Genomic DNA, 17,449 nt, shown 5'->3' with positions numbered 1-17,449 from the left:
TTTATCCCTTCTTTACTATGATCAACAACACTACTAAAATATTTAAAAAAACAATCCTTGTTATCGTTTTGCTAATTAGTGGAAGTGTAATGATTTCATGGTTTTTAGATATTGAAGAAATATTAAGCGTAATTTCCGACAGTGCTACCATGAAATTTAACACCGCTTTGTTATTTTTTCTTACTAGCTTTTGTTTGATTATTGAAAATAAAAAAGGCAAAAAAAGCCAATCAATATATTTTATTCTTACAGGAATAATTTTATTAATTGGTACTTTATCCATTTTAGAACATGGCTTTCAAATAGACTTGGCTATAGATAATTTATTTGTTAAAGATCAGATTTCAAAAAACTCTCCCGGTAGAATGTCTGTCGCAACTTCTCTTTGTTTTACTTTACTTGGAATTGGATTCCTTGGATTAAAAACGAGAAAAATTCAGTTTAAAAAAATAAGTCAAAGTATTGTTTTAATAACCATGTTTATTGCTTTTATATCGGCAATAACATATGTCCTAAAAATTCCAGCAGAAAACAAAACCTTTTTCTTTGAAACAATGGCTATTCACACATCGCTATTGTTTCTATTTTCATCCTCTTTAATAGCTTTAAAAACCCCCAATATTGGCTTTATAAAATTACTTTTCAGTAAATTAAACGGAAGTAGTTTGTTAAGAAAAATGATTCCATTTATTCTTTTAATTCCATTTTTATTAAGTTATTTTTTATCCGATTTAATTCATAAAAATATTATCGAATACAATTTTGGGATTATAATTTATACCGTTATATTAATCTTAATTAGTATTATTTATACATCTATTATTTCTTTTGGATTGAATAAATCTGATTATAAAAGAAGAGCTTTAGATCAAAATATAATTTCAAAAAATGAAGAATTAATACAATATAAGATTGCTTTAAATAGTGTTACAGCATTAACAATTACAGATAACAAAGGAGTCATAAAAACAATAAATGACAACTTAACTAAAATGACCCAATACACAGAAAAAGAACTTTTAGGAAATGATTTTTCTCTATTTTATTCTGACCATTATGAGCCTTCTTTTTTTGAAAATATTTTAGCTGTTTTAAATAATGGAACCATTTGGGAAGGTGAATTGCAAAATTTAAGAAAAGATGGAACCACTATTTGGGTTAGCTGCTCAATTATCCCCTTTAAAAATGAACATGGTACTATTGAAGAATTTGTGGTTTTAAAACAAGACATTAGTAAGCGTAAAAAAGCAGAAGCTTTGTTAGAATCTCAATATGTAAAACAACTAGAAGCTAAAAATAAAGAATTAGAACAATTCACCTATATTGCTTCTCATGATCTACAAGAACCTTTAAGAACTGTTACCAGTTTTTCTGATATTCTTAGCACCGAATATCAAGATAAATTAGATGAACAAGCTAAAATTAGTTTTAAATTTATAAAGCAAGCAACTAGTAGAATGAGTTCTTTAATTAAAGCTCTTTTAGACTACTCTAGACTAGGTTACGAACAGAAATTAACTACTATTAACTGTAACACATTAATAGATAATATTACAAAAGACCTAAACACAACAATTTCACAAACAAATACTAAAATTGAAGCAAAAAAACTACCCGAGTTAAAAGGATATGAAACAGCAATTAGATTGTTATTTCAAAACTTGATAACAAATGCAATTAAGTTTAGGCAGAAAGATAGGAGTCCAATCATAAAAATTAGCGCAAAACAAAAAGGGAATATTTGGGAATTTTGCGTAGAAGACAATGGAATTGGTATTGCAAAAGAATTTCAAAAAAAGATTTTTGCCATTTTTCAAAGACTACATTTAAAAGATGAATACGAAGGAACCGGTATAGGACTTGCACATTGTCAAAAAATCGCTAATTTACACGGCGGTGAAATTTGGGTAGAATCATCTCCTATGAAAGGCAGTAAATTTTATTTCACAATTCTAAACGAATAATTAAATATGAAAGAAAAACTAAATTGTATTCTATTAATTGATGATGATGAAGCAACAAATTACATTCATGAATTTATAATAAAGAAAGCAAATTGTGCCAAAAAAGTTGTTTGCAAACAAAGTGGACAACTCGCTTTAGACTATTTATTACTAAAAGAGAACGGAAAATATCCACAACCAGATATTATCTTTTTAGATATTAACATGCCCGGAATGAATGGTTGGGAGTTTTTAGATCATTATAATAAATTAGAAAAAAACCAACAGGCAGAAATGATACTTGTTATGCTAACAACCTCTATAGATCCTGTAGATAAAGAAAAAGCAAAGAAACTAGGTATTGTAAGTGGTTTTAAACCCAAACCTTTAACCGTAGAAATGTTAAATAACATTTTAAAAGAGCACTTTCCAAATAAATTTTAATAAAAAAAATCCTGAATTTTCATTCAGGATTTTTTAAGTTAACTTTAAAAATGATTATTTAGGATCTAAAATAGCTTCAATTCTTTTTACTAAATCTTGTAAATGATATCTAGTAATTGTATTTGACGCAGTACTTATTCCTCTATTAAGATCTCTTTTAAGTCTATTTAATTCACCTCTAACAATTGGTTTAAGATCTGAAATATTAGCATCTATAGCTGTTAGTTTAAGAATACCAATATTTATAGAACCTTGTTTTTTTGCTTTCATTAAATCTGCTAACTTAATAATATAAGTTCTTTGAAGATTTCTTCTATAAGCATCTATTGATTTTTTAGAATAAAGCTCAGAAAAAATTCCTTTTCTAAAATCAGACATTAAATTCATAAAAGTATATGCATTGTTACCGTTTAAAGTCTCATTTTCTAGTAATCTTGCAATTCTACCTGGTCTCATCACTCTATTTAAAGCAGCTATTTGAAAATCTCTAATTTTAACATCAGAACCAGAAAATTGAATTTTATTTAAAATTTCTTCATCTAACAACCAAGTTGGTGTTGTAAAAACTTCATCAACAATAAACTGAACAGCTCTTTTTTGCTTATCTTTAGTTACATAGGTATATACCGCTCCTTCTTGATCTGCTGTTTTAAAATTTTCATAAACACCACCAACATTTGCAGAAACATGACCAATATATCTATTAAATTGATTCGTTAACTCTTTATACATAGATGCTAATTCATCATAATTTTCTCCTTCTTCGGTTGTCCATTCTTTTAATTTAGGTAGAATTCGTTTTAAGTTCTTAATTCCATAAGTACTTGCTTTCATAGCATCATCTCCTAAATCTTCTGTTTGAGAACTTGGATCTAAATTATTTAATAGTTGTTGAGAACCAAAGCGATAAACAGGATCTCCATCATGTTTTAATATCCATTTATTTAATGTTTCCTTCTCTTCTTTAGCTGTTGTATTTAAAATTGGCCTATACCCCCAAGAAATAGCATATTTATCATATGGCCCAATCTTAGGCATTAAAGCAACTCCTTTATCTTCTGGTTGAGCAACATAATTAAAACGAGCATAATCCATTATTGAAGGAGCTGTTCCATATTTCTGTGTAAAACTTGCAGAACGTAAAGAATCTACTGGATAAGCAACAGAACTCCCCATATTATGAGGTAATCCTAGGGTATGCCCAACTTCATGAGAAGAAACAAAGCGAATCAAACGCCCCATTGTTTCTGTTTTAAATTTATTTTTACGTGCATCAGGATTAATGGCTGCTGTTTGAATAAAAAACCAATTATGTAACAATGTCATTACATTATGATACCAATTAATATCTGATTCTAAAATCTCTCCTGATCTTGGATCACTAACATGAGGTCCATTTGCATTTGGAATTGGAGATGCTAAATAACGAACTACAGAATAACGAACATCTTCTGGAGACCAATCTGGATCTTCTTCTTTTGTTGGAGGATCTTTTGCTATAATCGCATTTTTAAAACCCGCTGCTTCAAAAGCAACTTGCCAATCTTCTATACCTTGCTTAATATAAGGCACCCATTCTTTAGGGGTAGCTCTATCAATATAGTATACAATTTGTTTTTTAGGCTCAACTAATTCACCTCTTTTAAATTTCTCTAGATCCCCTTCTTTTACTTCTAATCTCCATCTATCTAAATAAGTTACTCTTTTACTTTTTTGCTCTTTTAATCCATAATCTATTTGCCCACGAGCAAACCAACCTACTCTTTGATCAAAATACCTTCTTCTCATAGGTTCTTTTGGTAATAAAACCATAGAATTACTCATTTCTAAAGAAATAGCACCTACTGTAGAAGCTGTAGCTGGAGCTTTATTTGCAGCATAGGTTTTTACATGTCTGATTTCAATATTTTGAGGATAACTACTCAACCTCTGAATATAAGATCTAGCTTTATCTAATCTAGTAACCTGAAACCTTTTTCTTTGTGTAGCAGGAAAACCAATTGCTTTTATATCTTCTGTAAAAAAAGGTGTAACATCTATAACAGTTGCTGTAGAATCTTTACTAAATCCCTTTATTGGAAATGCATACAATATTGGCTCAAAATTTGAATTTACAACGGCTTCATGTACCGGTAAAATTGTGTCAGCAACAACATTATGAGAGACAACACGTAATAGTATTTTTTTACCTTGCTTCTGCCATCTCAATACCTGTGTATTTGTTTTACCTCCTCCAAAACCTATTCCACTTGCAGTTTTGGCAATTCTTGTTACCATAAGCATCTCTCTATTCAACAAAGAATCTGGAATTTCAAATAAATACTCTTCTTCTTTTTTATGAATTTTAAACAAACCTTCATCTGTTTTATATTCTTTTGTAACCACCTTATTATATGGCTGTATAGCTCCTTTTTTAGGTTTTACTACCGAAACTACTTTTGCCTTTTCTTTTTTCTTTTTTTTCCAAAATTGCGCATTTGTTTTGGTAGAAAAACCAAAAACAAAAGCTACTAGAATTAATCTAGTTAAAACTTTTACTATCATAATAAATTATTTGTTTATGTTTTCAAATAGTTATTTAGAAAAATAGGACTCAAACTACTCATTCAAGCCCTATTTAAATTCAAATAAAAATGAAAAATTATTCGTACCCTGGATTTTGATTTTCTAAATTAATCTCTCCATTCCCTATAATTTCTTCTTCAGGAATTGGTAAAATATATTGATTACTAGAAGTTACAGAAGGCTTTAATGTCATAATTTTACCAAACCGAATAGCAGCAGCCCAAACCGAACCGTTTTCATAGGCTAATTCTTTTGCATACTCTTCAAAAATATCTTCCTTTAGTTCTGCCATAGTTGTTGCAGGAGAATTTCCTGTTCCTGCTCTATTTCTAATGATATCTAAAGGTTTTTTACTATTTAATAAAGTTTCTCCACTATTAGCCAAACCTTCTGCTTTTATCAAATACATTTCTGCTAAACGCAAATAATAAGTAGGTCTATATGTACTTGCTTGATTTACTTTTTTAATTACAGAGCCACTATATGTAAAACTTTCTCTTGGGTCTCCTGATATTAACGTTTTAAACCAACCGCTTGAAGCAGCTCTACCAGAATAGTAACGTTTTCTGTTATTCTGATCTACATCAGAATTAGCATCTCTATAGGTCATTAAAATCATTTCAGTTGAATTCAAACCATCTGTAAAAGTAGATTCAAATGTTGTTTCTAAAGTTCTTGTACCTTCATCTATTACTTGACCTGCTAAGATAGCCGCTTCAGAAAATTTACCATTATAAAGTAAAACTCTTGCTTTTAAAGCTTTGGCTGCGGTTTTTGAAGCTCTATAAGAAACAGAAAAATCAGGTGCATCTGTTATAGCATCTTCTAAATCTAAATATATTTGATTGTATGATTCTGCCACAGTACTTCTTGCTTTAGATCTTGTAACAAAGTTAGAGGGCTCTGTTCTAATTACAATTCCATAATTACTACTTTCATCCCAATATTGACCAAAATAACGAAGAATATCAAAAGTTGCCATTGCTCTTAAAAATTTAGCTTCTCCAATGATTTCTACTCTTTTAGATTCAGATATTTCTTCTTCAGATAAATTTTCTGCTTGATCAATAACATTGTTTGATAAGTTTACCACTTCATAAACAATGTTCCAATAATTTCTGATAACTGTATTTTGAAAATCAACACTGTTGTCTCTAATATCATTATTTGCTGCACCAAAACCACTTTGTTTCATTGTACCTACTAATGCACTTGGCATCGTTTCAAATTCGTGATAATAATATGATGTTGTTCTAGAAATAATAGTACTATAAACACCATTTAAAAGAGCTTCTAGATCTGCCTGATTTTTAACGACATTCTCTGGCACTAAATTATTTGGCGGATTATTATCTAAAACATCTGTTAGTTCACATGATGTTGTAACAAACATTATTGCAATTAGTATATAATATATTTTTTTCATGTTGTATGTTTTTTATTAAAATCCTATCCTTACTCCAGTTGTAAAAACTTTAGCTAATGGATAACGGTTATTATCTCTCCCTGAACTAATATCATTATTATATAAGTTTGAAGCTTCTGGATCTGCCCCTGGATAATTGGTAAATGTTAGTAAATTTTGTGCAGAAAACTGTATAGACAAACTTTTAATATATTTTAACCTCTTTAATAAACTTTCTGAAAAAGAATATGATATGTTTATATTTTTTAACCGAATATAAGAAGCATCATATACATAGTGACTAGACAATCTATCATTATCATTAGGGTCTCCATAAACAATTCTTGGAATTGAAGTATTGGTATTTGTAGGCGACCAAGCATTTAAGACAGAAGTCACCTTATTTTCTCCTATATAGGTACTTGAAAAATTAGTATCTCTTGCCAAGTTAAATGCTTGTAAGTCATTTCCAACAGAATATGTAAAGAAAGTTGAAAGCGTAAAGTTTTTGTATTTAAAATTAGAAGAAATAGATCCAAAAAAGTCTGCTTGGGCATTACCTATCACTTCTTGATCTAAATTAGTTATAACACCATCTGGAACTCCATTTGGCCCGGTTAAATCTTTGAATTTCAAATCTCCCAAAGATGTTCTAGATTTTTGATATACCCCTGTAGGAGAAGCCGCATTTAAGGCGTCTATATCTGCTTGGTTTTGAAAAATACCCTCTGATCTATATCCATAAATTAATCCTATTGGACTTCCTTCTCTTAAAATTCCACCTCCTGGAAAACCAGTTAAAAATCCTTCTTCATTTTTAAAATCATCGGCAATCCTTACCAATCTATTTTTATTAGTAGAAACAATTACACTCATGTCCCAACCAAAGTTATCATTTTCAATTATACTACCATTTAACTTTAATTCTAAACCAGAATTTCTGGTATCTCCAATATTTGCAATTGTTCTATTCTCTCCAGAACTTCCAGGAGAATAAGTTGTAAACAAAGCATCAATCGTTTTTTTAGTATAATACCCTAGTTCTCCAGTAAATTTTCCTTTAAAAAGAGAAAAATCCAATCCTAAATCAAATTGATTACTTGTTTCCCATTTTAATTTATCGTTTCCTAGTTGCGTTAAAATAACAGACGATTCTCCTCCATAAAAAGAAGTTTCAAACAATGTTCTCCAAGCATAAGGTCCAAAATCTTGTTGACCAGTCTTTCCTATACTTGCACGTAATTTAAGTTCATCTATAAAATCTACATCTTCTAAAAAAGGTTCTTTAGAAACTCTCCACGCCAAAGCCGCAGAAGGGAAAAAAGCATATCTATTATCTATAGCAAATTTAGAAGAACCATCTACCCTTCCAGTAAGTGTTACATAATATTTGCTTGCAAAATCATAATCTAATCTTCCTATATAAGATTCTAATCCATAATTTGTACTATAAGACAAACCACCAGTAGATACAGTAGCACTACTTACATTAGCTAATACGTCATTAGAGAAGCCAGTCCCAAAAGCCTTTGTGAAATTACTATTCTGTTTTTCAAAAGAAACAACAGCTAAACCTGTAAAATGGTGTACATCATTAAAATTCTTTGTGTATGTTAATTCATTTTGAAAAAGAGTACTATAAATCTGACTTCTACTATCTTGCGCATAACCATCTCCATCGCCACCCGTTCTTCTCCAGCCACCTGTGAAAGTAAATTTAGGATAAAAACTGTATTGATGACCTGCATTATAATTTACAGAAAGAGACGTTTTAAATTTTAAATCTTTAATTATTTCTAATTCAGAAAAAAATGAACCTAAAACAAATAAGGTTGAGTTACTGTTTTTTGCTTTAGAAAGCGCCATAGGATTTTCTGAATTATATTGTGGCGAAAACGTATAATTATCATTTTCATCTAAAACAGGTAAATCTGGTCTAAAATTATAAGTTCTTTGCGTTAATCCACCGTCTACAGATTGTTGATCTGCATAAGAAATCGAAACTCTAGATCCAAATTTCCAAACATCACTAATATCTGTATCTAAATTTAAATTAAAAGAATAACGATCAAAGCCCGAGCCTTTATAAACTCCATCTTGTTTATTAACCCCAAGCGAAGTATTGTATTTTGTTTTTGCTGTACCACCTGAAACGTTAAGATTAAAGTTTGTAGATATTGGACTACTTGGTCCAACTTCATCTTCCCAGTTTGTATCTGCATTACCAAAATAAGAGCCATCCAATACACTTGCTGTATATGCATTATTTGTAGTTCCTTCTAAAACAGCTGTTGTCCATACATCTTTAAATTGAGCCGCATTTAACACATTTAATGTTTGTGCATTTTGAAAACTATTAGTCATACTAAAGTTAAACTCAGGTTTTTTATTATAAGCCCCTCCTTTTGTTGTAATTATAATAACTCCATTTGCTGCTCTAGACCCATAAATAGCTGCAGCAGAAGCATCTTTTAAAATACTTATCGACTCTATGTCTGCAGTATTTATATTTCCAATAGGTGTGCTTATACCTTGCTGATCTAGTGATCTCCCTAAATTTAACCCTTCAGTACCACCTACAGGAATATTGCTTGTTGCTACAACAGGAATTCCGTCAATTACATATAATGGTTGATTTGATCCTAATAAAGAAGTTGTTCCTCTAATTCTAATTCTAGCAGCTGCTCCAGGTTGTCCATTTGAACTTGTTACATTTACACCAGCCACTTGACCCTGTAAAGCATTATCTAAATTAATTGTTGGTGACTGAGAAGATATTTTTTTCATGTCTACACTTCCTACAGATCCAGTTAATTCTTCTTTTTTAACTTTTCCGTAGCCAATAACAACAATTTCATCTAAATCAGTTTCTTCTACTTTTAATTGAACATCTATTTTTGTTCTATTATTAATAACTATTTCTTGTTTCTTAAAACCAATGTAAGTGATTACTAAAGTTGTTGCTGCATCAGTTAACTCAATGTTATATTTTCCATCAAAATCTGTACTCGTAGCAATTCTAGTTCCTTTTATAAGAACAGTTGCTCCATATAAAGGCGTGCCTCCTTCATCTGTAATAGTACCACTAATTATTTTCTTTTGTTTAACAAACTTGTTTAGAATATTAACTAAAGACTTTTGTTTAAAGTCTTCTCTAAGTATTATTTGCTTATTAAATACTTCAAACTTAATATTTGAGGTATTAAAAATAGCTTCTAATATTTTTCTTACACTTATTTTGTCTGCCTTAACATCTATTTTTTTATTTAGGTTAATTGCAGAATTTTTGTAAAAAAAATTAATATCTGTTTTTCGCTCAATTTCGTTTAAAACTTCTTCTATTGTTGTAGACTTTAAATCTAAAGATATTTTTTTACCTTGAGAGTAAGTGTCATTTGCATTCATTTGAAACAAGGCAAAAAAGAGTAGTATTCCCGTAAGTTTCATTTTTAAATCAAATTTAAAAGAGATTGTGTCTAAGACACAATTCGTGCTAATTTTTTTCATATTTTTGTTATGATTAAAAAGTTGGTTTCTAATTTTTTAGTTATTCATTTTCGAGAAATGTTGCAGCATTTCTCGATTTTTTTTGTTTTCTGTCAAATCATCTATTTTTAGTTTTTAGGATTAATAATAATTTGTTTGTTATTTTTTATATAATTAAAGTCTAATACTTTATTTATTGTATTTAAAACATCTTCGATAGATTCTACCTCAAATCTTCCAGTAAAACGCTCATCACTAAAACTTTCCTTATTGTATACAAACTCTACCCCATAATGTCTTTCTAATTTTTTTAGAATTACACTAAATTTTTCATTTCTAAATAAAAGAACATTATCTATCCAAGCAATATGACTGTCAATTTCTACAAAGTCAACCTTAATTTTATGAACTTGTTTAGAATATGAAGCCATTTGATTTGGTTTTAACCTACTCTCTTTGTTGTTGTTTTGTTTATTATAAACACCAACACTCCCTTCAACCAAAACAACATTTACCTTTTCTTCATTTTCATAAGAAGAAATATTAAACTCTGTTCCGTATACTTTTGTACTCAACTCTTTTGTGTTTACAATAAAAGAATCTTCTGTATTTTTTGCTACCTTAAAGTATCCTTCTCCGCTTAAGAAAACCTCTCTTTTTTGTCCTTTGATAAATTCTACTGGGTATTTTAAAGATGAACCTGAATTTAAAAACACATGAGAACCATCAGAAAGAATAACTTGAAACTTTTTACCATAAGGAACAATTAACTCATTATAAACTAGCTTTGTAGTTTTTTTATTTTTATCCTTTACAAAATAAATTAATTGATTTTCTTTTAGAGTTGCTATTTTAGTTGTTTTATTTCTTAAAGTATCTTGCTTGCTTTTAGTCTTAATTTTTTTAATAGAACCATCTGATAATCTAATTTTAACAAACTTTTCTTCTTTTTCTTGTTGCATTGTGTAGTTATACACATAAAAACTGGTGGTTATAATACCTATAAATATTGCTGCATATTTTAGTAGTGTATATAAAGAATTCTTTTTTAAAGGTTTTAAAGTATGTATTCTTTTCTCTTCATTAAGTTTGTCATTCAATTTACACCAAATGAATTCTTCTTTTAACATCATAGAGTCATCTTGATTTTCAGACTCCCAAGCTTTTAAAAATTCTACATCTAGTTCTTTTATTTGTTTTTTATTTAAAAAATCATTTAAAATGGAAATTTCTTCTTGAGAACAATTGCCCTTCAAAAACTTCTCTATTAATCGATTTATTTCCATAAGTTATTTTTAAATTATCTTTCTTATATACTTATACACTTGCCAAAACAAGAAGTACTAGTTTTAATTGTTAAAATTTAAAAAATTTAACATATTTGATAGCAATAAAATAGTAAATGAATATTTTTTATAAATTTAACTACGTAAACAAAAGAATATTATAAACATTCTTTTTTTAGAAAACTCATAGCTGAATTCAAATGAGATGAAACGGTATTTTTAGAAATACCTAGTGAAGTTGCAATTTCATCATAAGTTAATCCTTCGTAACGATACATTTTAAAAATAATTTGCTGCTTTTTAGGAAGTTTACTTACTGTATTATTAATTTTTGTCAATCTTTTTTTTGAAAAATCCTCTACTTGTATAGCATCATTTTCTCTTTCTACTTTAAATTTTAGCAATAATTTTTGTCGATTAACTTTTTCTCTTAAAGAATTCAAAACCAACCCCTTTGTAATTACAAATAATTGATGTTCTATAGATAGTTCTGTAGAAATATTAGCTCTATTTCTCCAAAGTTTGAGAAATACTTCTTGTACGATGTCTTCTACTTCAGCATCATTTCCTGCATACTTTCTAGCTACAGAAAATACTTTTTTAAAATGCAATCGATATGCTTTTTCTAAAGCATATTTATTACCGTTCATAATTTCTATTTGCAGAGACATATTTTAATTAATCTACCACTAAATTATAAAAATTTATTAATTATAATCTAAGTTTTGAATGCTTATTTAAATTTTAAGCTGAAATTAAGCTATTTAAGACGAATAACATTTTTTATAAACAAAAAAAATCTTGAACAAATTGCTCAAGATTTTTTTATTTGTAAAATACTTTAAAAGAGTTATTTATCAATAGATCCTAAAACACGTTTCATAAAAGCGTTTAAGGCTTCTTTTTTTGGAGCTCCTTCTTTTATCATTTTATCTACTTCTATTGCCCCATACATATTAGAAATTAACTCGCCAATTACATCTAACTCTTCATCTTTTAAAGATGGAACTTCTGTTAAGGCTTCTAATGTCTCTATTGTTTCTAACACGTAATCTTGATCGTTTTCTTCGATAAAATTAGTGAGGTGTTTTATTACAGGTAATTTCATAACTAAACAACTTCTTTAACTAGTTCTTGTAAAACTTCAAACTTGTTTGTTTGTGTTTGATTTATAAATTTCCCATCTACAAAAGTGGCAAAAGTTGGCAAATTACTTACATCTGCTAATTTTCTACTTTCTGGAAATTTCTCTGCATCAGCAATTACAAAAACCATTTCTTCATTTTCTGAAGATAATTTTTTAAATTTTGGTTTCATAATTCTACAATTACCACACCAAGTTGCAGCATACTGTACTACTACTTTTTTATTATCAGAAATTATTTCTGCTAAATTATCTTGACTTAATTCTTGTACCATAATATTATTTTTTTTTTATAAATAAGGGAGCTCGTGTATCAATCCCCCAATTTTTACACGAACCCTTTATCCTTAAATTATATTAATGAGAAGCTAAATAAGCTGCTGTTCCTTTTGCATCTGGAGACATTGCATCTTTCCCTTCTTCCCAGTTTGCTGGACAAACTTCTCCATGAGATTGTACATGTGCATAAGCATCAATTAAACGTAAAAATTCATTTACATTTCTACCCACCGGCATGTGGTTAATTCCTTCATGAAAAACAGTTCCTTCTTCATCAATTAAATAAGTAGCTCTATAAGTTACATTATCACCTTCAACTTGTACCGTTTGTGTAGCTTCATCAAAAGTTTCATTAGTGATATCTAAAATCCCTAAAATTGATGATAAATTTCTGTTTGAATCTGCTAAAATTGGATATGTTACACCTTCTATCCCTCCATTATCTTTAGAAGTACTTAACCATGCAAAATGAACTTCGGGAGTATCACAAGAAGCACCCATAACAATGGTATTTCTTTTTTCAAATTCTCCTAAAGCTGCTTGAAAAGCATGCAATTCTGTAGGACAAACAAATGTAAAATCTTTCGGATACCAGAATAACAAAACTTTCTTTTTATTGTTAACTGCCTCTTCTAATACATTTACTTTAAATGTATCACCCATTTCATTCATTGCGTCTACATTTAAATCTGGAAATTTTTTACCAACTGCTGTTGCCATTTTTTATAAATTTTTATATAATTAATATTTATTTTTTTCTTCTTACAAAGATAAGAATACATGCCTCTTTTTTTAAATAAAACTCATGATAAGTTTTTATATTAAAATCAATTTTACTTATAGTTAACACAATTATAAATAACCTTAAACTATCTTAAAATAAAATCTTTATAATATTCGTAAATTGTACAAACAACTCAATACAATAGATTAAAACTATATAAAAATAAAAATTATAGATAAAAATTATTTAAAAACATATTGTAGTTTTGAAAAAAATTAAAGCAAATAAATCATGGAAAACTTCAAACACACTTCAGGAGACGTCTCAAAATGTCCTTTTCATGGAGGAAACACAACTAATGAAACAAATAACGAATGGTGGCCAAATTCTTTAAATTTAGATATCTTACACCAACACGATACAAAAGTAAACCCACTGGGAGAAGATTTTAACTATCATGAAGCGCTTAAAAGCTTAAATATTGAGGCTTTAAAAGAAGATGTTACAAAATTAATGACGGATAGTCAAGATTGGTGGCCAGCAGATTGGGGGCACTATGGAGGATTAATGATTCGTATGGCATGGCACTCTGCAGGTTCTTACAGAACAAGTGATGGACGTGGTGGTGCAGGAACCGGAAATCAACGTTTTGCTCCTTTAAATTCTTGGCCAGACAATGCTAGTTTAGACAAGGCAAGACGTTTACTTTGGCCTATTAAGAAAAAATATGGAGATAAATTAAGTTGGGCAGATTTAATCATTTTAGCGGGTACCATTGCTTATGAGTCTATGGGTTTAAAAACCTATGGTTTTGCCTTTGGTAGAACGGATATTTGGCAACCAGAAAAAGATACCTATTGGGGTAATGAAAAAGAATGGTTGGCTCCAAGTGATGAACGTTATAATGATGTAGAAGACGCTAGCACAATGGAAAACCCATTAGCAGCTGTACAAATGGGATTAATTTATGTAAATCCAGAAGGAGTTAATGGGAAGTCTGACCCCGCAAAAACGGCTTTACATATTAGAGAAACGTTTGCTCGTATGGCAATGGATGATGAAGAAACGGCAGCATTAACTGCAGGTGGTCATACAGTTGGAAAAGCACACGGAAATGGTGATGCAAGTATTTTAGGCCCAGAACCAGAAGCTGCTCCTATTGAAAACCAAGGTTTTGGCTGGTCTAATCCAACCGGAACGGGTGTTGGTAGAGATACGGTAACAAGTGGTATAGAAGGCGCATGGACAACAGAACCTACCAAATGGGATAATGGCTATTTCGACCTTTTATTTGGTTATGAATGGGAATTGACAAAAAGTCCGGCAGGAGCAACACAATGGGCTCCAATCAATATCAAAGAAGAAGACAAACCTGTAGATGTAGAAGATCCTTCTATTCGTTTGAATCCTATGATGACGGATGCCGATATGGCCATGAAAGTAGATCCTATTTATCGTAAAATATGTGAAAAATTCAGTAAAGACCACCAATATTTTTCTGAAACTTTTGCACGTGCTTGGTTTAAATTAACACACCGTGATATGGGACCAAAGGCTAGATATTTCGGTCCAGATGTACCTACTGAAGATTTAGTTTGGCAAGATCCAATTCCTGCAGGAAAGACAGATTATGACGTAAACCTTGTAAAAGAAAAAATTTCGAATACCCATTTAACGATTGCAGAATTAGTATCTACCGCTTGGGATAGTGCAAGAACTTATAGAGGTTCTGATATGCGTGGAGGAGCAAATGGTGCTCGTATTCGTTTAGCTCCACAAAAAGATTGGGTTGGTAATGAGCCCGAGAGATTAAACAAAGTGTTAGCTGTTTTAACTCCTATTGCAACTGAATTTGGAATTAGTATTGCAGACACCATTGTTTTAGCGGGTAATGTTGGATTAGAAAAAGCAATTAAAAATGCTGGTTTTAATACAAGGGTTCCTTTTACTACTGGACGTGGTGATGCAACCGATGAAATGACAGATGCAGCTTCTTTTGATCCTTTAGAGCCAGTTTCAGACGGATATAGAAACTGGTTAAAACAAGAATATATTGTTAGTCCAGAAGAAATGATGTTAGACAAAACTCAACTGTTAGGTTTAACGGCTCCAGAAATGACCATTTTAGTTGGAGGAATGAGAGTTTTAGGTACTAACTACGGAGGAACAAAACATGGAGTTTTTACAGATAATGAAGGTGCTTTAACCAATGATTTCTTTGTAAACTTAACAGATATGGGAAATACTTGGAATTCAGTTGGTGAAGGTTTGTATGAAATTCGTGATCGTAAAACAGATGCTTTTAAATGGTCTGCAACAAGTGTAGACTTGGTATTTGGTTCTAATTCAATTTTACGTTCTTATGCAGAAGTATATGCACAAGATGACAACAAAGAAAAATTTGTACACGCATTTGTAAAAGCTTGGACAAAAGTGATGAATGCTGATCGATTTGATATCAAATAAATAATTTTAAAAAAAGGGTAAACTTTTATTATGAAAGCTTATCCTTTTACAATACCCTACTTATGAATATTTTAAATACTTTTTTTGAAGCAATTCAATCTGTAAATATCAATGTAATAGAAACACTTTTAAAAAGGTTTCCAAAATTGGCAAACGCACAAGATAAAAGAGGTTTCACTCCCTTAGTTTTTGCTACTTATTTTGATAAAATAGAAATTGCAGAAACCTTAATTAATCACAATGCAAATGTAAATCATAGAGATGCTAAAGGAAACACCGCTTTATTAGGTGTCGCTTTTAAAGACAATGTTGATATTGCAAAACTTCTTTTAAAGAATAACGCAAATATCAATGCACAAAATAATCTTGGTTATACTCCTTTAATCTTTGCAACAATATACAATCAACCTAAAATGGTAGGGTTTTTATTAAACCAAAATGCCGATGTATCACTAAAAGATAGAGAAAACAAATCTGCATTAGATTATGCTAAAGAAAAAAGTTTGAAAGAAATTATAAATTTATTAGAAGTCAAAGAAGCTATTTACTTGCAAACAATTTAATATCATTTGCAGAGACTTCTTTTTCTCCCAAAATAATTAAACGTTCTACAACATTTCGTAATTCACGAATGTTTCCTGTCCAATTATATTCTTGCAACAATTTAATTGCTTCAGGTGAAAATACTTTTTTAGGAGTTCCTTGTTCTACTGATATTTTACTCGTAAAAAAATCTACCAATAAAGGAATATCTTCTCTTCTATCATTTAAAGATGGAACTTGAATTAAAATGACTGCTAATCTGTGATATAAATCCTCTCTAAAACGTCCTTCTGATATTTCTTGTTTTAAATCTTTATTTGTTGCCGCTACAACTCTAACATTTACTTTAATATCTTTATCGGAACCCACTCTAGAAATTCTACTTTCTTGTAAAGCTCTTAAAACTTTAGCTTGCGCAGACAAACTCATATCTCCTATTTCATCCAAGAAAATAGTCCCTCCATTTGCTGCTTCAAACTTACCTGCCCTGTCTTTATTAGCACCCGTAAAAGAACCTTTTACATGCCCAAAAAGCTCACTTTCTATTAATTCTGAAGGAATTGCTGCACAGTTCACTTCAATCATTGGAGCTTTTACTCTTTCAGATTTTTCATGTAACCAATGTGCAACCAATTCTTTTCCCGTTCCATTAGCTCCAGTAATTAAAACTCGGGCATCTGTAGCTGCTACTTTTTCTATAATATCTTTAATATGAGAAATTGCTGTACTTTCTCCAACCATTTGGTAATTCTTACTAACCTTTTTCTTTAAGCGCTTGTTTTCTACGATTAACGTTTTTTTATCTAAAGCATTTCTAACGGTATTTAAAAGACGGTTTAAATCTGGTGGTTTAGAAATATAATCGAAAGCACCTAAACGCATTGTATTTACAGCTGTATCTAAATCTCCATGACCAGAAATCATCACAATTGGTATTTCTGGTTTAATTTTTTTTGCCTTTTCCAATACCTCAACACCATCCATTTTAGGCATTTTAATATCACATAACACCAAGTCGTAATCGTTGTTTTTTATCATTTCTATTCCTAACAAGCCATCTTCTGCTTCTTCTACATTATAGCTATTGTTTTCTTCAGAAATAATTTTTGTTAAAACTCTTCTAATAGCAGCTTCGTCTTCAATAATTAATATTTTTGGCATCCT

At 30.0% G+C, this 17,449-nt stretch carries 13 protein-coding genes; 4 read left to right on the top strand and 9 right to left on the bottom strand.

Annotation, left to right across the window (positions count from 1 at the left end; translation table 11 throughout):
• The first annotated feature begins 17 nt into the window (after positions 1-17).
• Complete coding sequence (locus MC378_RS00510) at positions 18-1,964, top strand: ATP-binding protein (protein WP_242176755.1); 1,947 nt, start codon at positions 18-20, stop codon at positions 1,962-1,964.
• Between the two features lie 6 nt (positions 1,965-1,970).
• Positions 1,971-2,387 carry a response regulator gene (locus MC378_RS00505; RefSeq protein WP_242176754.1) on the top strand — a complete coding sequence of 139 codons (417 nt, stop codon included), beginning with the start codon at positions 1,971-1,973 and terminating at the stop codon, positions 2,385-2,387.
• Between the two features lie 54 nt (positions 2,388-2,441).
• Here MC378_RS00505 and MC378_RS00500 read toward each other — a convergent pair whose 3' ends face one another.
• The 8 genes from MC378_RS00500 to MC378_RS00465 all read right to left on the bottom strand — a co-directional run bounded on the left by MC378_RS00500 (position 2,442) and on the right by MC378_RS00465 (position 13,272).
• Positions 2,442-4,931: a zinc-dependent metalloprotease gene (locus MC378_RS00500; RefSeq protein ID WP_242176753.1), complete on the bottom strand. Its 2,490-nt coding sequence runs from the start codon at positions 4,929-4,931 to the stop codon at positions 2,442-2,444.
• 97 nt (positions 4,932-5,028) lie between these two features.
• A complete protein-coding gene (locus tag MC378_RS00495) occupies positions 5,029-6,378 on the bottom strand; it encodes a RagB/SusD family nutrient uptake outer membrane protein (protein WP_242176752.1) in 1,350 nt (449 codons plus the stop codon).
• Positions 6,379-6,393: 15 nt separating this feature from the next.
• Positions 6,394-9,864, bottom strand: a complete 3,471-nt coding sequence (locus tag MC378_RS00490; RefSeq protein WP_242176751.1) for a SusC/RagA family TonB-linked outer membrane protein — start codon at positions 9,862-9,864, stop codon at positions 6,394-6,396.
• A 107-nt stretch (positions 9,865-9,971) separates the two neighbouring features.
• Positions 9,972-11,129 (bottom strand): FecR family protein, encoded by a 1,158-nt coding sequence (locus MC378_RS00485; protein WP_242176750.1) that lies wholly within the window; start codon positions 11,127-11,129, stop codon positions 9,972-9,974.
• A gap of 158 nt (positions 11,130-11,287) precedes the next feature.
• Entirely contained in the window at positions 11,288-11,800 is a 513-nt protein-coding gene (locus MC378_RS00480; RefSeq protein ID WP_242176749.1) for an RNA polymerase sigma factor, read from the bottom strand.
• A gap of 179 nt (positions 11,801-11,979) precedes the next feature.
• Complete coding sequence (locus MC378_RS00475; protein ID WP_242176748.1) at positions 11,980-12,237, bottom strand: DUF6952 family protein; 258 nt, start codon at positions 12,235-12,237, stop codon at positions 11,980-11,982.
• A gap of 2 nt (positions 12,238-12,239) precedes the next feature.
• Positions 12,240-12,548 carry a thioredoxin family protein gene (locus tag MC378_RS00470; RefSeq protein WP_242176747.1) on the bottom strand — a complete coding sequence of 103 codons (309 nt, stop codon included), beginning with the start codon at positions 12,546-12,548 and terminating at the stop codon, positions 12,240-12,242.
• A gap of 82 nt (positions 12,549-12,630) precedes the next feature.
• Positions 12,631-13,272 (bottom strand): peroxiredoxin, encoded by a 642-nt coding sequence (locus MC378_RS00465; RefSeq protein WP_242176746.1) that lies wholly within the window; start codon positions 13,270-13,272, stop codon positions 12,631-12,633.
• 295 nt (positions 13,273-13,567) lie between these two features.
• On the opposite strand from MC378_RS00465, the gene katG reads away from it, so the two are divergent.
• Complete coding sequence (gene katG, locus MC378_RS00460; protein WP_242176745.1) at positions 13,568-15,742, top strand: catalase/peroxidase HPI; 2,175 nt, start codon at positions 13,568-13,570, stop codon at positions 15,740-15,742.
• 62 nt (positions 15,743-15,804) lie between these two features.
• Entirely contained in the window at positions 15,805-16,305 is a 501-nt protein-coding gene (locus MC378_RS00455; protein ID WP_242176744.1) for an ankyrin repeat domain-containing protein, read from the top strand.
• On the opposite strand, the gene MC378_RS00450 is transcribed toward MC378_RS00455, so the two are convergent.
• On the bottom strand, positions 16,283-17,446 hold the full coding sequence (locus MC378_RS00450) for a sigma-54-dependent transcriptional regulator (protein ID WP_242176742.1): 1,164 nt from the start codon (positions 17,444-17,446) through the stop codon (positions 16,283-16,285). The genes MC378_RS00455 and MC378_RS00450 overlap by 23 nt on opposite strands.
• Positions 17,447-17,449 lie beyond the last annotated feature (3 nt).

Origin of the sequence: Polaribacter marinus (assembly GCF_022662535.1) — a bacterium.
GTDB classification, from domain to species: domain Bacteria; phylum Bacteroidota; class Bacteroidia; order Flavobacteriales; family Flavobacteriaceae; genus Polaribacter; species Polaribacter marinus.
Note: the sequence above shows the minus strand (reverse complement) of the source record. Positions and strands in the feature narration are given on the sequence as shown.

What these genes read in the sequence shown, in the direction of transcription:
- MC378_RS00510 (WP_242176755.1), top strand. Translation starts at nt 18, where the DNA reads ATGATCAACAACACTACTAAAATATTTAAAAAAACAATCCTTGTTATC.
- MC378_RS00505 (WP_242176754.1), top strand. Translation starts at nt 1,971, where the DNA reads ATGAAAGAAAAACTAAATTGTATTCTATTAATTGATGATGATGAAGCA.
- MC378_RS00500 (WP_242176753.1), bottom strand. Translation starts at nt 4,931, where the DNA reads ATGATAGTAAAAGTTTTAACTAGATTAATTCTAGTAGCTTTTGTTTTT.
- MC378_RS00495 (WP_242176752.1), bottom strand. Translation starts at nt 6,378, where the DNA reads ATGAAAAAAATATATTATATACTAATTGCAATAATGTTTGTTACAACA.
- MC378_RS00490 (WP_242176751.1), bottom strand. Translation starts at nt 9,864, where the DNA reads ATGAAAAAAATTAGCACGAATTGTGTCTTAGACACAATCTCTTTTAAA.
- MC378_RS00485 (WP_242176750.1), bottom strand. Translation starts at nt 11,129, where the DNA reads ATGGAAATAAATCGATTAATAGAGAAGTTTTTGAAGGGCAATTGTTCT.
- MC378_RS00480 (WP_242176749.1), bottom strand. Translation starts at nt 11,800, where the DNA reads ATGTCTCTGCAAATAGAAATTATGAACGGTAATAAATATGCTTTAGAA.
- MC378_RS00475 (WP_242176748.1), bottom strand. Translation starts at nt 12,237, where the DNA reads ATGAAATTACCTGTAATAAAACACCTCACTAATTTTATCGAAGAAAAC.
- MC378_RS00470 (WP_242176747.1), bottom strand. Translation starts at nt 12,548, where the DNA reads ATGGTACAAGAATTAAGTCAAGATAATTTAGCAGAAATAATTTCTGAT.
- MC378_RS00465 (WP_242176746.1), bottom strand. Translation starts at nt 13,272, where the DNA reads ATGGCAACAGCAGTTGGTAAAAAATTTCCAGATTTAAATGTAGACGCA.
- katG (WP_242176745.1), top strand. Translation starts at nt 13,568, where the DNA reads ATGGAAAACTTCAAACACACTTCAGGAGACGTCTCAAAATGTCCTTTT.
- MC378_RS00455 (WP_242176744.1), top strand. Translation starts at nt 15,805, where the DNA reads ATGAATATTTTAAATACTTTTTTTGAAGCAATTCAATCTGTAAATATC.
- MC378_RS00450 (WP_242176742.1), bottom strand. Translation starts at nt 17,446, where the DNA reads ATGCCAAAAATATTAATTATTGAAGACGAAGCTGCTATTAGAAGAGTT.